Below are 15,137 nucleotides of genomic sequence, written 5' to 3'. Positions count from 1 at the left end.
AGGGAGTTGATAGCTGTGGCAGCTGAGCCCGTACTCGCGCTGCGCGGGGTCTCCAAACGGTTCGGCGCCGTTCAGGCGCTCACCGACGTCGAGCTGGAGGTGCGCCCGGGCGAGGTCGTCGCCCTGGTGGGCGACAACGGCGCCGGCAAGTCCACGCTGGTCAAGACGATCGCCGGGGTCAACCAGCCGGACGACGGAGTGATCGAGTGGGAGGGCCGGCCGGTGTCCATCCACCGGCCGCAGGACGCCCAGACCCTCGGGGTCGCCACCGTCTACCAGGACCTCGCGCTCTGCGACAACCTCGACGTGGTCGGCAACCTCTTCCTGGGCCGCGAGATGCGGCACTTCACCATCCTCGACGAGGTCGGGATGGAGAAGCGCTCGCGCGAACTGCTCAGCACCCTGTCGATCCGCATCCCCAGCGTCCGGATCCCGATCGCCTCGCTCTCCGGCGGCCAGCGCCAGACCGTGGCCATCGCCAGGGCACTGGTCGGCGACCCCAAGGTGGTCATCCTCGACGAACCCACCGCGGCCCTCGGCGTCGAGCAGACCGCCCAGGTCCTGGACCTGGTCGAGCGACTGCGCGACCGAGGTCTCGGCGTCATCCTGATCAGCCACAACATGGCCGACGTGATGGCCGTCGCCGACCGGATCGCGGTGCTGCGCCTCGGCCGCAACAACGGCTTCTTCGACCGGCGCTACACCAACAAGGAAGAGATCATCTCCGCCATCACCGGCGCCACGGACAATGCCGTGACCCGCCGTCAGGCGCGTGGCTCGGAGGGTCAACTGTGAGCAGCGACAACAATCCGCAGCCGGGCGACGGCGAGTACCACCGCCCCCCGCTGCCCGAGGACAGCATGCCGAAGGGCGGTGTCAACGCGCCCGTTCCGGTGGCGGCCGCCGCCACCCCGGTGGTCGACCCGCGCCTGATCGTGCGGGAGGGGGGCATCAAGGGCTACCTGGGCGAGTTCAAGCGCCGGCTGAGCAGCGGCGAACTCGGCTCGCTCCCCGTGGTGCTGGCCCTGATCATCATCTGGGCCGTGTTCGGCAGCCTGAACAGCACCTTCCTCTCCGCCCAGAACCTCTCCAACCTCTCCCAGCAGATCGTCGGCACCGGGATGATCGCCATCGGCGTCGTCTTCGTGCTGCTGCTGGGCGAGATCGACCTCTCGGTCGGCTCGGTCAGCGGACTCTGCGCGGCCATCTTCGCGGTCATGAACGTCACCCACGGCGTCAACGAGTGGGTGGCCCTGATCTCGGCCATCGCCGGCGGCGCGATCGTCGGCCTGATCCAGGGCCTGTTCTTCGCCAAGGTCGGCGTGCCCGCCTTCGTCGTCACCCTCGCCGGTAACCTCGCCTGGAACGGTCTGATGCTCCAGATCCTGGGCTCCTCCGGCACGGTCAACCTCTCCGGCAAGGACATCGTCTCCCGGCTCTACACCACGATCTACAGCCAGACCATCGCGGCCTACCTGCTCGCGGCGGTAGGCGTGCTGCTCTTCCTGGCGGCCAACCTGCTCGACGCCCGGCGGCGCCGCGCGGCCGGCGTGCCGTACCGCCCACCGCTCGACATCGCGCTGCGCACCGTGGTGCTGGCCGTCATCGCCTTCGTGGTGGCCTACACGCTCAACCAGTACAAGGGCCTGCCGCTGGCGCTGCTGATCTTCCTGATCTTCATCGTGGTGCTGGACTTCGTGCTCCGCCGCACCACCTACGGCCGGCAGATCTTCGCACTCGGCGGCAACATCGAGGGCGCCCGCCGGGCCGGTATCAACGTCTCGTGGATCCGGATCTCGGTCTTCATGATCTGCTCCACCATGGCGGCGGTGGGCGGCCTCTTCCTGGCGGCCCAGATCCAGTCGGCCAGCCAGACCTCCGGCGGCGGCAACCTGCTGATGAACTGCATCGCGGCCGCCGTCATCGGCGGGACCAGCCTCTTCGGCGGACGCGGCAGCACCTGGTCCGCGTTGCTCGGTGCGCTGGTGATCGGCTCGATCCAGTCCGGCATGAACATCATGGGCGTGAGCAACGCCATCCAGTTCATGATCACCGGTGCGGTGCTGCTGGCCGCGGTCGTGGTCGACTCGCTCTCCCGGCGCACCCAGAAGGCGGCCGGCCGCGCCTGACGCGGCGGGCGGTCCACCCTACGGGGGCCGGCGGTCACCACCGCCGGCCCCCGAGGCGCGCCCGGGTACGGGCGCCGGGGCGCCGAAGCCCGCGAATCCGCCCGCGGCGGGGCCGTCCGCGCGGGCCCCGCCCGGTTCAGTCGCCGAGCACGACCACCCGGCCGGTGCTGCGCCCGTCGGCGACCAGCTGGACGCCCGCCGCCGCCTCGGCCAGCGGCAGCCGGGCGCTCACCAGCGGGCGGACCACACCCTGTTCGGCGAGCTTGCACAGCTCCTCGTGGGCGGCCCGGACGGCCCGCGGGTCGCGGGTGTTGTAGAGGCCCCAGTGCAGTCCGAGGATCGAGTAGTTCTTCACCAGCGCGTGGTTCAGGGCGGGAGCGGGGATCTGCCCGGCGGCGAAGCCGACCACGACGATCCGGCCCTCGAAGGCGACGCACTTGGTGGAGCCGGTGTAGGCGTCGCCGCCGACCGGGTCGAAGACGACGTCGGCGCCGCGACCGCCGGTGGCCTCCTTGACCACCGCGACGAAGTCCTCGGCCGTCCGGTCGACCACCAGATCGGCGCCGAGCTCCCGGGCCACCGCCGCCTTGGCGGCGCCGCCGACCACCCCGATCACCCGGGCGCCGGCCGCCTTGCCGAGCTGGACGGCCGCGCTGCCCACGCCGCCGGCCGCCGCGTGCACCAGCAGTGTCTCGCCGGGGCGCAGCGCGGCCCGGCGGTGCAGCGCGAACCATGCCGTCTGGTAGCCGATGTGCAGGGCGGCCGCCTCCGCGTCGTCCAGCGCGTCCGGTGCGGCGAACACGGCGGCGGCCTCCAGCAGGGCGTACTCGGCGAAGGCGCCGCCGGGCAGCACGGGGTTGCCGATCACCCGGTCGCCCGGGGTCAGGTCGCTCACGCCCTCGCCCAGGGCCTCGACCACGCCGCAGAGTTCGACGCCCGGGGTGAACGGCAGCGGCGGGCGCACCTGGTAGTGGCCGCGCACCATCAGGGCGTCGGGGAAGTTCACCGCCGCCGCGCGGACCCGCACCCGCACCTGGCCGGGCCCGGGCTCGGGCTTGCCGGCCGGCTCGCGCAGGCGCATCACCTCGCTCGGCTCGCCCAGTTCGTCGACCTGCCAGGCCCTCATGCGGCCCCGCCCTTCTCCAGTGCGCGCTGCAGCTTGTTCATGCCGCCGAGCCAGCGGTCCGGGTCGGTGGCCCGGTGGGTGTAGTACTCGGCGACCTCGGGGTGCGGGAGGATCAGGAAGCGCTCGTCGCGCAGGCCCGCCAGGACCGCCCCGGCGACCTCCTCGGCCTCGATGGCGGTCGGGGCGAGCAGGATCTCGCCCATCGCGCCGGTGGAGCTGAGCATGTCGGTGCGCACGCCCTGCGGGCAGACCGCGTGCACCCGCAGGCCGCGGTGGCGGTAGGTGGCGGCCAGCCATTCGGCGAAGGCCAGCGCGCCGTGCTTGGAGACGGCGTACGGCGCGGAGCCGAGGCTGGTGAGCAGCCCGGCGGCCGAGACGGTGGCGACGAAGCGGCCGGAGCCGCGCTCCAGCCAGCGGGGGAGCAGCAGGTCGGCGGCCCGGACGTGCGCGAGCACGTTGACCTCCCAGGCCAGGGCCCAGGCGGCCGCCGGTGCGTCGGCGCCGCCGGTCGGGGCGACCCCGGCGTTGGCGCACCAGACGTCGATCTCGCCGAGTGCCTCGCGGGCCTGGGCGACCAGCGCGGCCACGCCCTGCTCGCCCGCCGCGTCGCCGGGTGCGGCCACGCCGCCGCATTCCTTGGCGACGGCCGCCGCGGCCGCCGCGTCGAGGTCGTTGACGACCACCCGGGCGCCGGCCGCGGCGAAGGCCCGGGCGAGGGCGGCGCCGATGCCCCGGCCGGCGCCGGTCACCACCACGCCCTGCCCGGAGAGGTCCTGGCCGGAGAGTTCCGGGGTGCCCGGGTTCACAGTCCGCCGCCGAGGGTCACGCCGCCGTCGACGACCACGGTCTGCCCGGTGATCCAGGCGGCGTCGGTGGAGAGCAGGAAGGCGACCGCCCCGGCGACGTCCTCGGGCAGCCCGAGCCGGCCGAGCGGGTAGGCGGCCGCGACCTCCTCCTCGCGGCCCTCGTACAGCGCCTCGGCGAACTTCGTCTTGACCACGGCGGGGGCGACGGCGTTGACCCGGATCCGCGGGCCGAGGTCGGCGGCCAGCTCCATGGTGAGGCGGATCAGGGCCGCCTTGCTGACGCCGTACATGCCGATGCCCGCGGAGGAGCGGATGCCGGCGATCGAGGCGACGTTGACCACCGAGCCGCCGTGCTCGCCCATCCAGGCGGCGTGCGCCCGGCGGGTCCAGGCCAGCGGGGCGAGCACGTTGACCGCCAGGATCTTCGCGGCGAGGGCGTCGTCGGTGCCGAGCACCGGGCCGTAGGCCGGGTTGATGCCGGTGTTGTTGACCAGGTGGTCGAGCCGTCCGAACGCCGCCATGGTGCGGCTGACGGCCTCCTCCTGGTGGGCGGGGTCGTCGGCCTTGCCGGCGACCCCGATGGCGACCTCCGGTCCGCCGAGGTCCTGGACGGCCTCGGCCAGCGCGTCGGCGCCCCGGGCCGTGACGCAGACCTTGGCGCCGCGGGCCACCAGCTCGCGTGCGATGCCGAGGCCGATCCCGCGGCTGGCTCCGGTGACGACGGCCACCTGGCCCTTGAAGGAGTGCACCACTGAGGGTCCTTTCGCGTCCGGCGGGCCGGGGGGAGTACGGCGTCCGCGGGGGGTGAGCGGGGTGGAACAGGAGTGACTAAGCGCTTGCTTAGCATGCTGTCGGTGCGAGACCCTGTCAACAGTCCCCGGTGGCTCCGGGCCGGGCCGTGGGCCCGCAGCGCAGTTCTGGGAGGATGGCGCCATGACCAGCACGCCGATCGCCGACCTCTGGACCACGCTCCCCGGCGGAGCCGGGCCCCGCCCCGAGGCCGCGTACCGCTTGCTGGCGGCGGCCGTCGAGGCGTTCGCCGAGCGTGGCTACCACGCGACCACCACCCGGGACATCGCCACCGCGGCCGGGATGAGCCCCGCCGCGCTCTACATCCACTACCCGTCCAAGGCGGCGCTGCTCGCCGAGATCAGCCGGGCCGGCCACGCCGCCACCCTGGAGCTGGTCCGGGCCGCCGCCGGTGCCGACGGCGGCCCGGTGGAGCGGATGCGCCGGCTGGTCGAGGACTTCACCAGCTGGCACGCCCAGGGCCGCACGGTGGGCCGGGTGGTCAACTACGAGCTGCACGCCCTGCCCTCCGAGGACTACGCGGTGGTCGCCGGCCTGCGGCTGGACATCGAGCGTGAGGTCAGCGGGATCATCGCGGACGGCCTGGCGGCGGGCCTCTTCGAGGTGGCCGAGGTGAAGACCGCCGCCCGGGCGGTCACCTCGCTCGGGATCGACGTCTCGCGCTGGTACACCGGGCGCAGCAGCGAGTCCCCGCAGGAACTGGGCCGGCGCTACGGCGAGCTGGTGCTGCGGATGCTGGGCGCCCGGCTCTGACCGGTCCCGCCCCGACTCGTCCGGCTCTTGTTCGTGCTGGCCTGACTCGTCCGGCCCCGGCCCGTCGGCTTCGCGACGGAGGGGCGGGCCGGCGGGTCGGTCGCGCCGGGCCGCCCCTCCTGGGCGGGGCTCAGCCCTTGGCGAGGGCCTGCAGTCGGTCGTACGCGCCGTTGAACCAGTCCTGGTCACCGGGCAGGGTGCCGGAGTCGGCGTACTGCCAGATGGTCTGGTAGCTCCAGCCGGCCGGCAGGGTGCCCACGCTGCTCGCGTACCGGGCCACCCAGAGCGGGTTGGTCGCGCCGAAGCCGGAGTTGTTGCCGGTGCAGGTGCTCCACCAGTTTGCTGTGGTGTAGATCGTCGGGTAGCGGCCCGTCCGGCTGTGGACGGTGTTGCTGAACTCGCGGATCCAGTTCACCATCGCGCTCTGGCTGAGGCCGTAGCAGGTCGCGCCGTAGGGGTTGTACTCGATGTCCAGCGCCGGCGGCAGGGTCTTCCCGTCGCCGGACCAGCCGCCGCCGTGCCCGACGAACCAGTTCGCCTGGGCGGCGCCGCCGGAGACGTTCGGCAGTGCGAAGTGGTACGCGCCGCGGATCAGGCCGGCGCTGTAGGAGCCGTTGTACTGCTGGGTGAAGTAGGGGTTGGTGTAGGTGGTGCCCTCGGTGGCCTTCACGTAGGCGAACCTGGCGCCGTTCGCCGCGGCCGTGCTCCAGGCGACGTTGCCCTGGTAGCTGGAGACGTCCATGCCCTTGGTCTGGGCCGCCAGTGACCGTGCGTCGGGCAGGCCGGCTCTCCCCTCGTGGGCGGCGACGGTCGAGCCGGCGAAGTCCTGCTCGGGGTGCAGGACGGGTGCGGGCCGCGCCGCCTGCGCGGGTGCGGCACCGCCGGCCAGCAGGGCGCCGGCGGCGAGCGCGGCGGCGGCCAGCCGCGGCAGGCGCCGGGTGCGGGCGCCTGCGTCGCGGCCGGCCGGCGGGGCGGGTGCGGTGGGGGTGGGAGCGGCCGGGGCGGGTGCGGTGGGGAGAGGTGCGGTGCCGGTGCTGACTGTGCGGGCGGAGCGGGAAGTGCTGTGCATGAACACTCCTCTGGTCCTGGGCATGGTCGTGTACGGACCGCACGGTGTCCGCGCGGTTGCCGCTACGAGAGTAGCCATGTACCCGCCACAGTGGTGAGGGTTCTGCCGGGAGTTCGCCGGAGCTTCCCGCGGGCTCCGCCCGCCGCGCCGTCCGCCGAGGCGGCGGGCGGTCTACGGGCGTAGGGCGCCGCCCCGGTCGCGGGCCTGCTCAGCGCCGGTCCGGCCGGCCGCCGGCCGCCTCCGGGGCCGCCCGCCGGCCGCCTCCGGGGCCGCCCGCCGGTCGCCGCCCGCCGGGCGACCGCCGGAGCTACGGCGCCGGAGCCACGGCGCCGGACTCAGCCGTTGGCGAGCGCCTGCACCCGGTCGTACGGACCGTTGAACCAGTCCTGGTCGCCGGGGAGGGAGCCCGAGTCGGCGTACTGCCAGATGGTCTGGAAGCCCCAGCCGGCCGGCAGCGTGCCCACGCTGCTCGCGTACCGGGCCACCCAGAGCGGGTTGGTCGCGCCGAAGCCGGAGTTGTTGCCGGTGCAGCTGCTCCACCACGCGGTGGTGGTGTAGATCACCGGGTAGCGGCCCGTCCGGTCGTGGACGGTGTCGCTGAACTCGCGGATCCAGTTCACCATCGCGCTCTGGCTGAGGCCGTAGCAGTCCGCGCCGTACGGGTTGTACTCGATGTCCAGCGCCGGCGGCAGGGTCAGGCCGTCTGGCGTCCAGCCACCGCCGTGGTCGACGAAGAAGTTCGCCTGCGCGGCCGCGCCGGAGAGGTTCGGCAGCGCGAAGTGGTACGCCCCGCGGATCACGCCGGCCACGAAGGAGCCGCCGCTCTGCGCGTAGAAGTACGGGTTGAGGTAGGTGGTGCCCTCGGTGGCCTTGAGGTACGCGAACCGGGCGCCGTTGGACACCGCCGCGTCCCAGTTCACGTCGCCCTGGTAGCTGGAGACGTCCATCCCCTGGGTCTGGACGGCCCGCGGCCGGGCGACCGGACTGGTCGACCGCCCCTCGTGGAGGGCCACCGTCGAGCCCGCGTGGTCCAGGTCGGGGTGCAGGATGATCGGCAGCGGCCGGGTGGGCTGCGCCTGTGCCGGGGCGGTGGCGCCGCCCAGCAGCGCGCCGGCCGCGAGGGCGGCCGCGGCCACCCGAGGTAAGCGCCGCGAGCGGGCCGGCCGGTGGCCGGGCGGGCGGGCGGCGGCTGCGCGGGCGGCGCGGGACGTACGGGGCATGAACACTCCTCGGTGCCGGGGCGCGCGGGATTCGCGGCGCCTGCTCGGAAGGAGCTGGAGGGGTACCCGCCCCCGGCGGGCGGTACCCGCGGACACACCTGAACGGCTGCCAGGTTCCCCCCGCCCGGCGCAGTGCCCGCCGGGATCGCGCCGGGCCGTCGGCCCGGACCCCGGCGACGGCCCCTCCGGGCCCTGACCGACGGCCCCTCCGGGCCCTGACCGACGGCCCCTCCGGGCCCTGACCGGGCCTGTGGCACGATGCCGGGAGGCCGGTGCCCGAGCCGGCCTCCGCGTACGACGAGAGGACGGTGCACCGTGGCACCCGAGCAGACCGACGACCGAACCGTGTTCCGCCCGGCCGTCCCGGCCGATGTGCCGGTGCTGGTCGAGCTGGTCGAGTCGGCCTACCGCGGCGACGCCAGCCGGGCAGGCTGGACCACCGAGGCCGACCTGCTGGACGGCCGGCGGACCGACGCGGACGGCGTCGCCGAAGTGATCGGCAAGCCCGACAGCGTCCTGCTGGTCACCGAGCGGGCCGGCCAGGTGCTGGCCTGCTGCCAGCTCGAACACCGTGGCGACCGCGCCTACTTCGGCATGTTCTCGGTCCGCCCGGGCCTGCAGGGCGGCGGGATCGGCCGGGCGGTCCTCGCCGAGGCCGAGCGGATCGCCCGCGAGGAGTGGGGCGTCGCCGCGCTGGAGATGACGGTGATCGAGCAGCGCGCCGAACTCATCGCCTGGTACGAGCGCCGGGGCTTCAGCCGGACCGGGATCTACTCGCCGTTCCCGTACGGCGACGAGCGCTTCGGCATCCCGCGGCGGCCGGATCTGCGGTTCGAGACGTTGGTGAAGAGCCTCTGAGGGTTCGGCGGGGGCCGCGGACCGGCCGTGTTGGCGGCGCCGGCGCGGGTGCCGTCCGGGCCCGCGCCGGCCCGGCCCGGGCCCGGACGGTCCCCGCGTCCGCGGTCGTTGACGTGCGCCGGGCGAGGGGAACGGCGGTGACGTAGCGTCAAAACCGCTGGCGGGCAAGGGGGCGAGGTTCATACCTTGTTCATGAATGGTCTAGGCCAATGTGAGAGGGTGGGGCCATACGGCACAGTTCCGTTTCAAGCCCAGGGGGGCCACGTCCGCATGCCCGTACTCCATGGCACCGCCATGCCCGCGACCGGTCCAGGCCGCGCGAACGACCATGAACCCGGGAGCCCCGAGCCCCGGGGGCCCGGGGGGAGCACCGAGCCCGTCCACCGTCAGGCGCCCGGCCGGCAGCCCGGAGCCCAGCGCCTGCCCGCCCCGCCGGACGACGAGGAGCTCTACTGGTACTTCGGCCCGCAGCGCCGCTGGGTCCCGCTGCTGGCGACCCTCTCCTACGCCGGTGCCACCGTGACGCTCGGCCTCTTCGCCCTGCGCCACCCGCTGCTCTGGCCCTTCCTGCTGCTGCTCGTGCTGAACGCCGCCACCTGGACGCTCTCGCTCGGCGACGGGCAGCGCCGGCGCCGCTACACCCAGGACTCGCACGAACTGCTGCTCCGGGCCCGGCCCGCGCACCACCCCGGAGTCGACATCCTGCTGCCCACCTGCGGTGAACCCCTCACCGTGCTCGACAACGCCTACCGCCACACCGCCGCGGTGCGCTGGCCCGGCGCCCTCACCGTGCTCGTCCTGGACGACGCCGACCGCCCGGAGGTCCGCCGGCTCGCCGAGTCCTACGGCTTCGGCTACCGGGCGCGCCCGGACCGCGGCCGGTTCAAGAAGGCCGGTAACCTCAACCACGGCCTGGCCGAGGGCGACGGCGAGATCATCGCCGTCCTGGACGCCGACTTCTGCCCGCGCGCGGACTTCCTGCACCACCTGGTGCCCTACCTCGACGGGCCGCGGGTCGGCATCGTGCAAAGCCCGCAGTGCTTCGACACCGACCCCTCGATGTCCTGGCTGGAGCGCGCCGCCGGAGCCACCCAGGAGATCTTCTACCGCTGGATCCAGCCCTCCAGGGACATCCAGGACGCCACCGTCTGCTGCGGCACCAACGCCCTCTACCGGCGCGAGGCACTGGCGGGAGTCGGCGGATTCGCCGAGTACGACCACAGCGAGGACCTCTACACCGGGCTGGCGCTGGCCAACCAGGGCTGGAGCACCCGCTACGTTCCCGTCCTGGTCGCCAAAGGCATGTCGCCCACCGGCCTGCCCGCCTTCATCAGCCAGCAGTACCGCTGGTGCCTCGGCTCGCTGGCCCTGCTGCGCGACCCCGGCTTCCGGCGCGGGCCGCTGCCGCGCTCGGCCCGGCTCTGCTTCTGGAACGGCATCCTCGGCTACCTGAGCAGTGCGGTGAACGTCTTCGCGGTGCCCCTGCCGGCCCTGATCATGCTCTTCTTCGCGCCCACCGAGATCGCCCCCTGGCAGGTCCTGCCCTTCCTGCCGCCGCTGTGGGTCGCCCTGGTGCTGCTGCCGGCCGCCTCCCGGACCCGCTGGCGCTTCGAGGTCACCCGGGTCCAACTCCTCGGTGGGCTCTGCCACGTGGTCGCCCTCGGGCACGCGCTGCGCCGCCGCAGCGCCGACTGGGTGCCGACCGGCGCGGTCAGCGGAAGCACCGCGCTGGCCCGGACGGTCGCCCGGATCGGCGTCGGCTGGCTGACCCTCTGCCTGCTGGCCGCCGCCGTCGGACTCGGCCGGGCCGTCGCGGCCCACGGCTGGCAGCCCTACTGGGCACTCGCCGGGCTGCTCGGTCTGAGCGCCTACACCGTGCTGCCCCTGATCCGCACCCTCCTGCCGCTGCTGCGCGGCGCGGCCGGCGAGGTCCCACCGCCGATCCGCCAGGCCGACGGCGGGCGTTTCGGCCGCGCGGAGGCGGTCGCGGTCAGCGCCGTCATGGCCCTCGGCGGCCTGCTGGCCTCGGGCTGGGCCGACCCGCTGCTCTGAGCCGCGGCCGGGCACCCGCCCCGGACGCTGCTGTGCCCGACGCCCCCGTGCCCGACGCCCCGTGCCCGACGTAGCCGTACGCACCGCAGCCGTCAGCACCGCACCCGCCCCCGGCGCAGCCGCGCCCTGCGGGGACGGCCCCGGCCGCACCCCCGCCCGCACCCCCGGCCGCACCACCGGCCGGCGACCCGCCCGGAGCTGAGCCGCAGCTCCGGCCACCGGCCCGAAGTCCACTACCCCGTACCGTCCTTGCGCGTCGCCCCACCGGCGCGGCCCGCCGCCCGGCCCCCCACGGCCCGGCGGTCCACCGACCGCTGCCAGCCCCTTGCAAGGAGCACCGCCGTGCCCACGGCCGTACCACCCAGCCCCGCCCGCACCGCGACGACCGGCACCGCCACGACCACCGTCGCCACGACCCGCGCCGCGACGACCACCGCCGCGACGACCACCGTCGCCACGACCGCCCGGGCCGCCGCCTTCCGCCCCGACATCGAGGGCCTGCGCGGGATCGCCGTCCTCGCCGTCCTCTGCTTCCACGCGGCCGTCCCCGGCGTCACCGGCGGATACGTCGGCGTCGACGTCTTCTTCGTCATCTCCGGCTTCCTGATCACCGGGATGCTGGTCGCCCGGCCGCTCGGCCTGCTCGACTTCGCCGCCCGCCGGGCCCGCCGCATCCTTCCTGCCGCCGCCGTCGTGCTGGTCGCCACCGCCCTGGCCGGCGGGCTGCTGCTCGACCCCTTGCGCGGCACCGACCTGGCCCGGGACCTGCTCGCCGCCGCCGGCCAGTTCGCCAACTGGCGCTTCGTCGGCCAGCAGACCGACTACCTGGCCGCCGGCCGCGACCCGAGCGTCGTGCAGCACTTCTGGTCGCTCGGCGTGGAGAACCAGTTCTACGCCCTCTGGGGCGTGCTGCTGCTCGGCCTCGGCCGGCTGCTGCCGCGCCGCCGGACGGCGCTGACCTGGCTGGTCACCCTGGCCGTCGGCGCGGGCTCGCTGCTGCTCTGCCTGCGCTGGACGGCGCAGTCCGCGCCGCTCGGCTACTTCTCCACCGCCAGCCGGCTCTGGGAGTTCGCGGCCGGGGGCGCGGCCGCACTGCTCGCACGCCGGCTCGCCCTGCGGTCCGCCGCCGCCGGCGCACCGCACGGCCGGTCCCGTACCGGGCGGGCGGCCATGTGCCTGCTGGGGTGGCTCGGCGCGGCCGCCGTGCTGGCCGCCGTCCGCTGGTACGACCGGGCCACGCCCTTCCCCGGCACCGCCGCGCTGCTGCCCGCCGTCGGCACGGCCGCCGTCCTGCTGGCCGGCGGGAGCGGACGCCCGGCCGGCCGGACGGAGATCGGCCGGCTGCTGGCCACCCGTCCGCTGCGCGCCGTCGGGCGGCTCTCCTATCCCTGGTACCTCTGGCACTGGCCCGTGCTGACGATCGCCGAGGCGCGGTTCGGTCCGCTGCCGTGGACCGCCCTCGGCGCGCTCACCCTGGCGAGCGCGGTACCCGCCTGGCTGACCCTGCGCCTGGTGGAGGAGCCGCTGCGGCGCGGCTCGACTGCCCCGCGCCGCGGGCTGTCGATCGCAGCGGCCGCGCTGGCCGTCCCGCTGATCGCCGGGCTCACCCTGGGCGGCGGTACCGTCCGGGCGCTCGGCAGCGCCGAGGGCGTGCGCCCGCCGAGCGGCGCGGCGGACGGCGCCGACCTGCTCGCGCCCGGCACCCGGGTGCTCACCCTCACGCCGTCGCTGGCCCGGGCCAGGACGGACTTCCCGCCCGGCCGGGACTGCGAGATCCCGCTGGCCGCCGAGAACAGCCCGCGCTGCCTGTTCGGCGACGAGCGGAGCCCGGACCGGATCGTGCTGCTCGGCGACTCGCACGCCGGGCAGTGGATCTCCGGTCTGCTGCCGATCGCCGAGCAGCGGCACTGGGCGCTGGAGGTGCTGGTCAAGCCGGGCTGCCCACTGGCGGCCGTCACCGTCCGCAACGACGTCCTCGGACGGACCTTCACCGAGTGCGACCGCTGGCGGGAGAACACCCTCGCCCGGCTGGCGAGCGGCCCGGCCCCGCGCCTGATCGTGCTGTCCGGCCTGAACCGCTACGGCGGCGCCGGGGAACGCGCCGACGGCTGGCGGCACACCCTGGACCGGCTCTCCGCGCTGGGCGCCCCGCTCGCCTACCTGGCCGACACCCCCATGCCGGGCAAGGACATCCCGACCTGCCTGGCCGCCTCGGACGGTCGTTCGGACGCCTGCTTCTTCCCGCGGGACACGGCCTTCGAGGCCGACCCGCTGCTGGCGGGCGGCCTCGCGGCGCGGTACGGCATCAGGGTGCTGGACGTCGGTCCGGTGCTCTGCCCGGGCACCGGACCGGACTGCCCGGCAGTCCTGCAGGGCGTGCTGCTCTACCGGGACAGCGGCCACATCACCGACACCCTGGCATCCGTCCTGTCGCCCCGGCTGGAACGGGGCCTGGGCGGCCTGCTGCCGGAGTGACGGTACGGCGGTCGCAGCCCGGAGCGCCAGGCCCGGCGCCCGGGCCCGGCCGTCGCCACACAGGCTGGTCCGTCGACCGCCCTGGGACGGCTGTTCCGTCAACCGCCGTACATGCCACGGCACATCGCGGCCTGCGCCGAGCCGGCCGGCCACTGGCCCAGCTCCTCGGCCTTCGCGCAGAGCGACTTGGCGGCGGGCGGGGCCGCCGGGCCGGGCGCCGGGGCGGGCCCCTGCTGCGCCGCAGGGCCCCGGGAGGCCTTCGGCCGCGCCGGGCGCTGCGGGGCCGGTCCCCTGCCGGCGGCTCCGCCCGCCCCGCCGGCGCCCTCGGTGCCGTCCGTGCCCGCGGCGGGGGAGTCCGCCGCGGGCGGTGCGGGTTCGGGGCCGCCGGCCGCGCCGTCCGCAGTCGCGGCGTCCTGGGGGGCCGGGGCCGCCGCCGGCTCGGCGACGGGAGCCGGAGCCGGGGCGGGCGCCGGGGTCGGCAGGGCGCCCCAGGGCGGTGGCGGCAGCGGTTCGGGGCTCGGCCCGGCCGGGCCGGCGGACGGTCCGGATAGCCTGGCGGGCCCGTCCTCGCCGCCCTGCGCGCCCGGGCCGCACATCACCAGGACGGCCGCCATCACCACCAGCATCCCGGAGGTGGGCAGTGCCACCAGCCGGCGGCGCCGGACGCGGGCCGGCTCCGCCGCTGCCGGCCGCCCTCGTGTTCCCTCCCGCCCGTGCTCCGGCAGCTGGTCCTGCTCCTGCCCGTGCTGCGGGGCGTACTGCCCGCCGGGTTGCCCGTCGTACCGAAGGTGGTCCATCGCGCTCGTCCTCCTGTGCGGGCCCGCGCGGCCCGTCGCGCTGTTCAACGAGCACGGGACGCGCCGGACATGACCGGTCGACGATCGGCCGGGCGGCGGCGCGCGGGGGCGACGGGCCCCGGCGTGGCCGGGTGACCGGAGGGCACCGAACGGGTGCGGGCCGGGTGCGAAGCCCCGGCGTCCGCCACATCCTTGACCCATGAGCACCGACACCCCCCTGAAACCGCTGGTCGAGATCGCCGGGTTCCGGACCGACAGCCGCTACCGGCTGGTCCACTTCGAGGGCGCCGGCTGGGAGCCGCTCGCGCCCGAGGAGTTCGAGCCCCGCCTGCACCAGCTCTTCCCCGACCTCGACCCGCACGACCCGGAGCGGGTGCACTGGGAGGACCGCCCCTGGGAGTGGCCCGCCTGGCGCCCCGGCGAGGCCTGACCGCCCGATCCGGCCCGACCTGACCCGGCCCGACCTGACCCGACCCGGCCCGATCCGATCCGACCGCTCCGGCCCGGCCCGCCCGTCCGGAGCCGCCGTCCGAGGGGCAACGCCCTGAACCGACAACTCGGTTGCGGCGGCGGCACCCGGCTGCCAGACTCCCGCCCAGGGTGGCGGGCCGCCGCCCGACGAGCCCTCGGGAAGGCGGACCAGACGTGCGGACAGCCAGCCCCGGACCGGTCGCGGGACGGACCTGGACCCCGGTCACCGTCGTCAACGCGGGGGTGGCCTTCGCGCTGGAGATGGGCCTGCTGGCGGCCCTCTGCTACTGGGGAGTGCGGACCGGCCGCAGCGTCCCCGCGAAGATCCTGCTCGCGGTCGGCGCGCCGGCGCTCGCCGCCACCGTCTGGGGGCTGTTCCTGGCGGCCGGCGGGCCGAAGTTCCCGTTGCCGACCGCCGCCACGATCGTGCTCAAGCTGCTGGTCCTGGGGACGGCCCCGCTCGCGCTGGTCGCCACCGGGCGCCCCGTGCTGGCCGCCGTCTTCGGCGGCCTCGCCGTGATCTCCGTCGCGGTGGAGTACACCGTCCACTGAGCCCGACCGGCCGCCCGTG

At 75.4% G+C, this 15,137-nt stretch carries 14 protein-coding genes; 8 read left to right on the top strand and 6 right to left on the bottom strand.

Annotation, left to right across the window (positions count from 1 at the left end):
- Positions 1-15: 15 nt before the first annotated feature.
- Both J2S46_RS05000 and J2S46_RS04995 read left to right on the top strand, forming a co-directional pair.
- Positions 16-795: an ATP-binding cassette domain-containing protein gene (locus J2S46_RS05000; RefSeq protein WP_370882165.1), complete on the top strand. Its 780-nt coding sequence runs from the start codon at positions 16-18 to the stop codon at positions 793-795.
- A 65-nt stretch (positions 796-860) separates the two neighbouring features.
- The gene (locus J2S46_RS04995) at positions 861-2,129 is read left to right on the top strand and encodes a sugar ABC transporter permease (protein ID WP_191294245.1); all 1,269 of its coding nucleotides are present in this window, start codon (positions 861-863) and stop codon (positions 2,127-2,129) included.
- 136 nt (positions 2,130-2,265) lie between these two features.
- Here the strand turns inward: J2S46_RS04995 and J2S46_RS04990 are convergent, their stop codons facing one another.
- Genes J2S46_RS04990 through J2S46_RS04980 form a run of 3 tightly spaced genes read right to left on the bottom strand, consistent with a single transcriptional unit; the run spans position 2,266 to position 4,813 of the window.
- Positions 2,266-3,255, bottom strand: coding sequence for an NADPH:quinone oxidoreductase family protein (locus J2S46_RS04990; RefSeq protein WP_191294226.1), 990 nt, complete (start codon positions 3,253-3,255; stop codon positions 2,266-2,268).
- Positions 3,252-4,061: an SDR family oxidoreductase gene (locus J2S46_RS04985; protein WP_191294225.1), complete on the bottom strand. Its 810-nt coding sequence runs from the start codon at positions 4,059-4,061 to the stop codon at positions 3,252-3,254. The genes J2S46_RS04990 and J2S46_RS04985 overlap by 4 nt, the downstream gene beginning before the upstream one ends.
- Entirely contained in the window at positions 4,058-4,813 is a 756-nt protein-coding gene (locus J2S46_RS04980) for an SDR family oxidoreductase (protein ID WP_229913355.1), read from the bottom strand. The genes J2S46_RS04985 and J2S46_RS04980 overlap by 4 nt, the downstream gene beginning before the upstream one ends.
- A gap of 181 nt (positions 4,814-4,994) precedes the next feature.
- Between J2S46_RS04980 and J2S46_RS04975 the strand changes: the two genes are divergently transcribed.
- On the top strand, positions 4,995-5,624 hold the full coding sequence (locus tag J2S46_RS04975) for a TetR/AcrR family transcriptional regulator (protein WP_191294224.1): 630 nt from the start codon (positions 4,995-4,997) through the stop codon (positions 5,622-5,624).
- Between the two features lie 130 nt (positions 5,625-5,754).
- Here J2S46_RS04975 and J2S46_RS04970 read toward each other — a convergent pair whose 3' ends face one another.
- Both J2S46_RS04970 and J2S46_RS04965 read right to left on the bottom strand, forming a co-directional pair.
- On the bottom strand, positions 5,755-6,693 hold the full coding sequence (locus J2S46_RS04970; RefSeq protein ID WP_191294223.1) for a lysozyme: 939 nt from the start codon (positions 6,691-6,693) through the stop codon (positions 5,755-5,757).
- Positions 6,694-7,028: 335 nt separating this feature from the next.
- Complete coding sequence (locus J2S46_RS04965; RefSeq protein WP_191294222.1) at positions 7,029-7,913, bottom strand: lysozyme; 885 nt, start codon at positions 7,911-7,913, stop codon at positions 7,029-7,031.
- A gap of 315 nt (positions 7,914-8,228) precedes the next feature.
- On the opposite strand from J2S46_RS04965, the gene J2S46_RS04960 reads away from it, so the two are divergent.
- The 3 genes from J2S46_RS04960 to J2S46_RS04950 all read left to right on the top strand — a co-directional run bounded on the left by J2S46_RS04960 (position 8,229) and on the right by J2S46_RS04950 (position 13,298).
- Positions 8,229-8,771 carry a GNAT family N-acetyltransferase gene (locus J2S46_RS04960; RefSeq protein WP_073926837.1) on the top strand — a complete coding sequence of 181 codons (543 nt, stop codon included), beginning with the start codon at positions 8,229-8,231 and terminating at the stop codon, positions 8,769-8,771.
- A gap of 270 nt (positions 8,772-9,041) precedes the next feature.
- Positions 9,042-10,823, top strand: a complete 1,782-nt coding sequence (locus J2S46_RS04955; protein ID WP_229913354.1) for a glycosyltransferase family 2 protein — start codon at positions 9,042-9,044, stop codon at positions 10,821-10,823.
- 342 nt (positions 10,824-11,165) lie between these two features.
- On the top strand, positions 11,166-13,298 hold the full coding sequence (locus tag J2S46_RS04950) for an acyltransferase family protein (RefSeq protein ID WP_268255742.1): 2,133 nt from the start codon (positions 11,166-11,168) through the stop codon (positions 13,296-13,298).
- A gap of 98 nt (positions 13,299-13,396) precedes the next feature.
- Here the strand turns inward: J2S46_RS04950 and J2S46_RS04945 are convergent, their stop codons facing one another.
- Complete coding sequence (locus J2S46_RS04945) at positions 13,397-14,095, bottom strand: hypothetical protein (protein WP_191294221.1); 699 nt, start codon at positions 14,093-14,095, stop codon at positions 13,397-13,399.
- 199 nt (positions 14,096-14,294) lie between these two features.
- Between J2S46_RS04945 and J2S46_RS04940 the strand changes: the two genes are divergently transcribed.
- Together J2S46_RS04940 and J2S46_RS04935 are read left to right on the top strand one after the other, a co-directional pair.
- On the top strand, positions 14,295-14,525 hold the full coding sequence (locus J2S46_RS04940) for a hypothetical protein (RefSeq protein ID WP_191294220.1): 231 nt from the start codon (positions 14,295-14,297) through the stop codon (positions 14,523-14,525).
- A gap of 215 nt (positions 14,526-14,740) precedes the next feature.
- Complete coding sequence (locus J2S46_RS04935) at positions 14,741-15,118, top strand: YrdB family protein (protein ID WP_191294219.1); 378 nt, start codon at positions 14,741-14,743, stop codon at positions 15,116-15,118.
- The last annotated feature ends 19 nt before the right edge of the window (positions 15,119-15,137 follow it).

It is taken from the genome of Kitasatospora herbaricolor (assembly GCF_030813695.1).
Taxonomy (GTDB): Bacteria; Actinomycetota; Actinomycetes; order Streptomycetales; family Streptomycetaceae; genus Kitasatospora; species Kitasatospora herbaricolor.
This window is presented reverse-complemented; position numbering and strand designations above follow the sequence as displayed.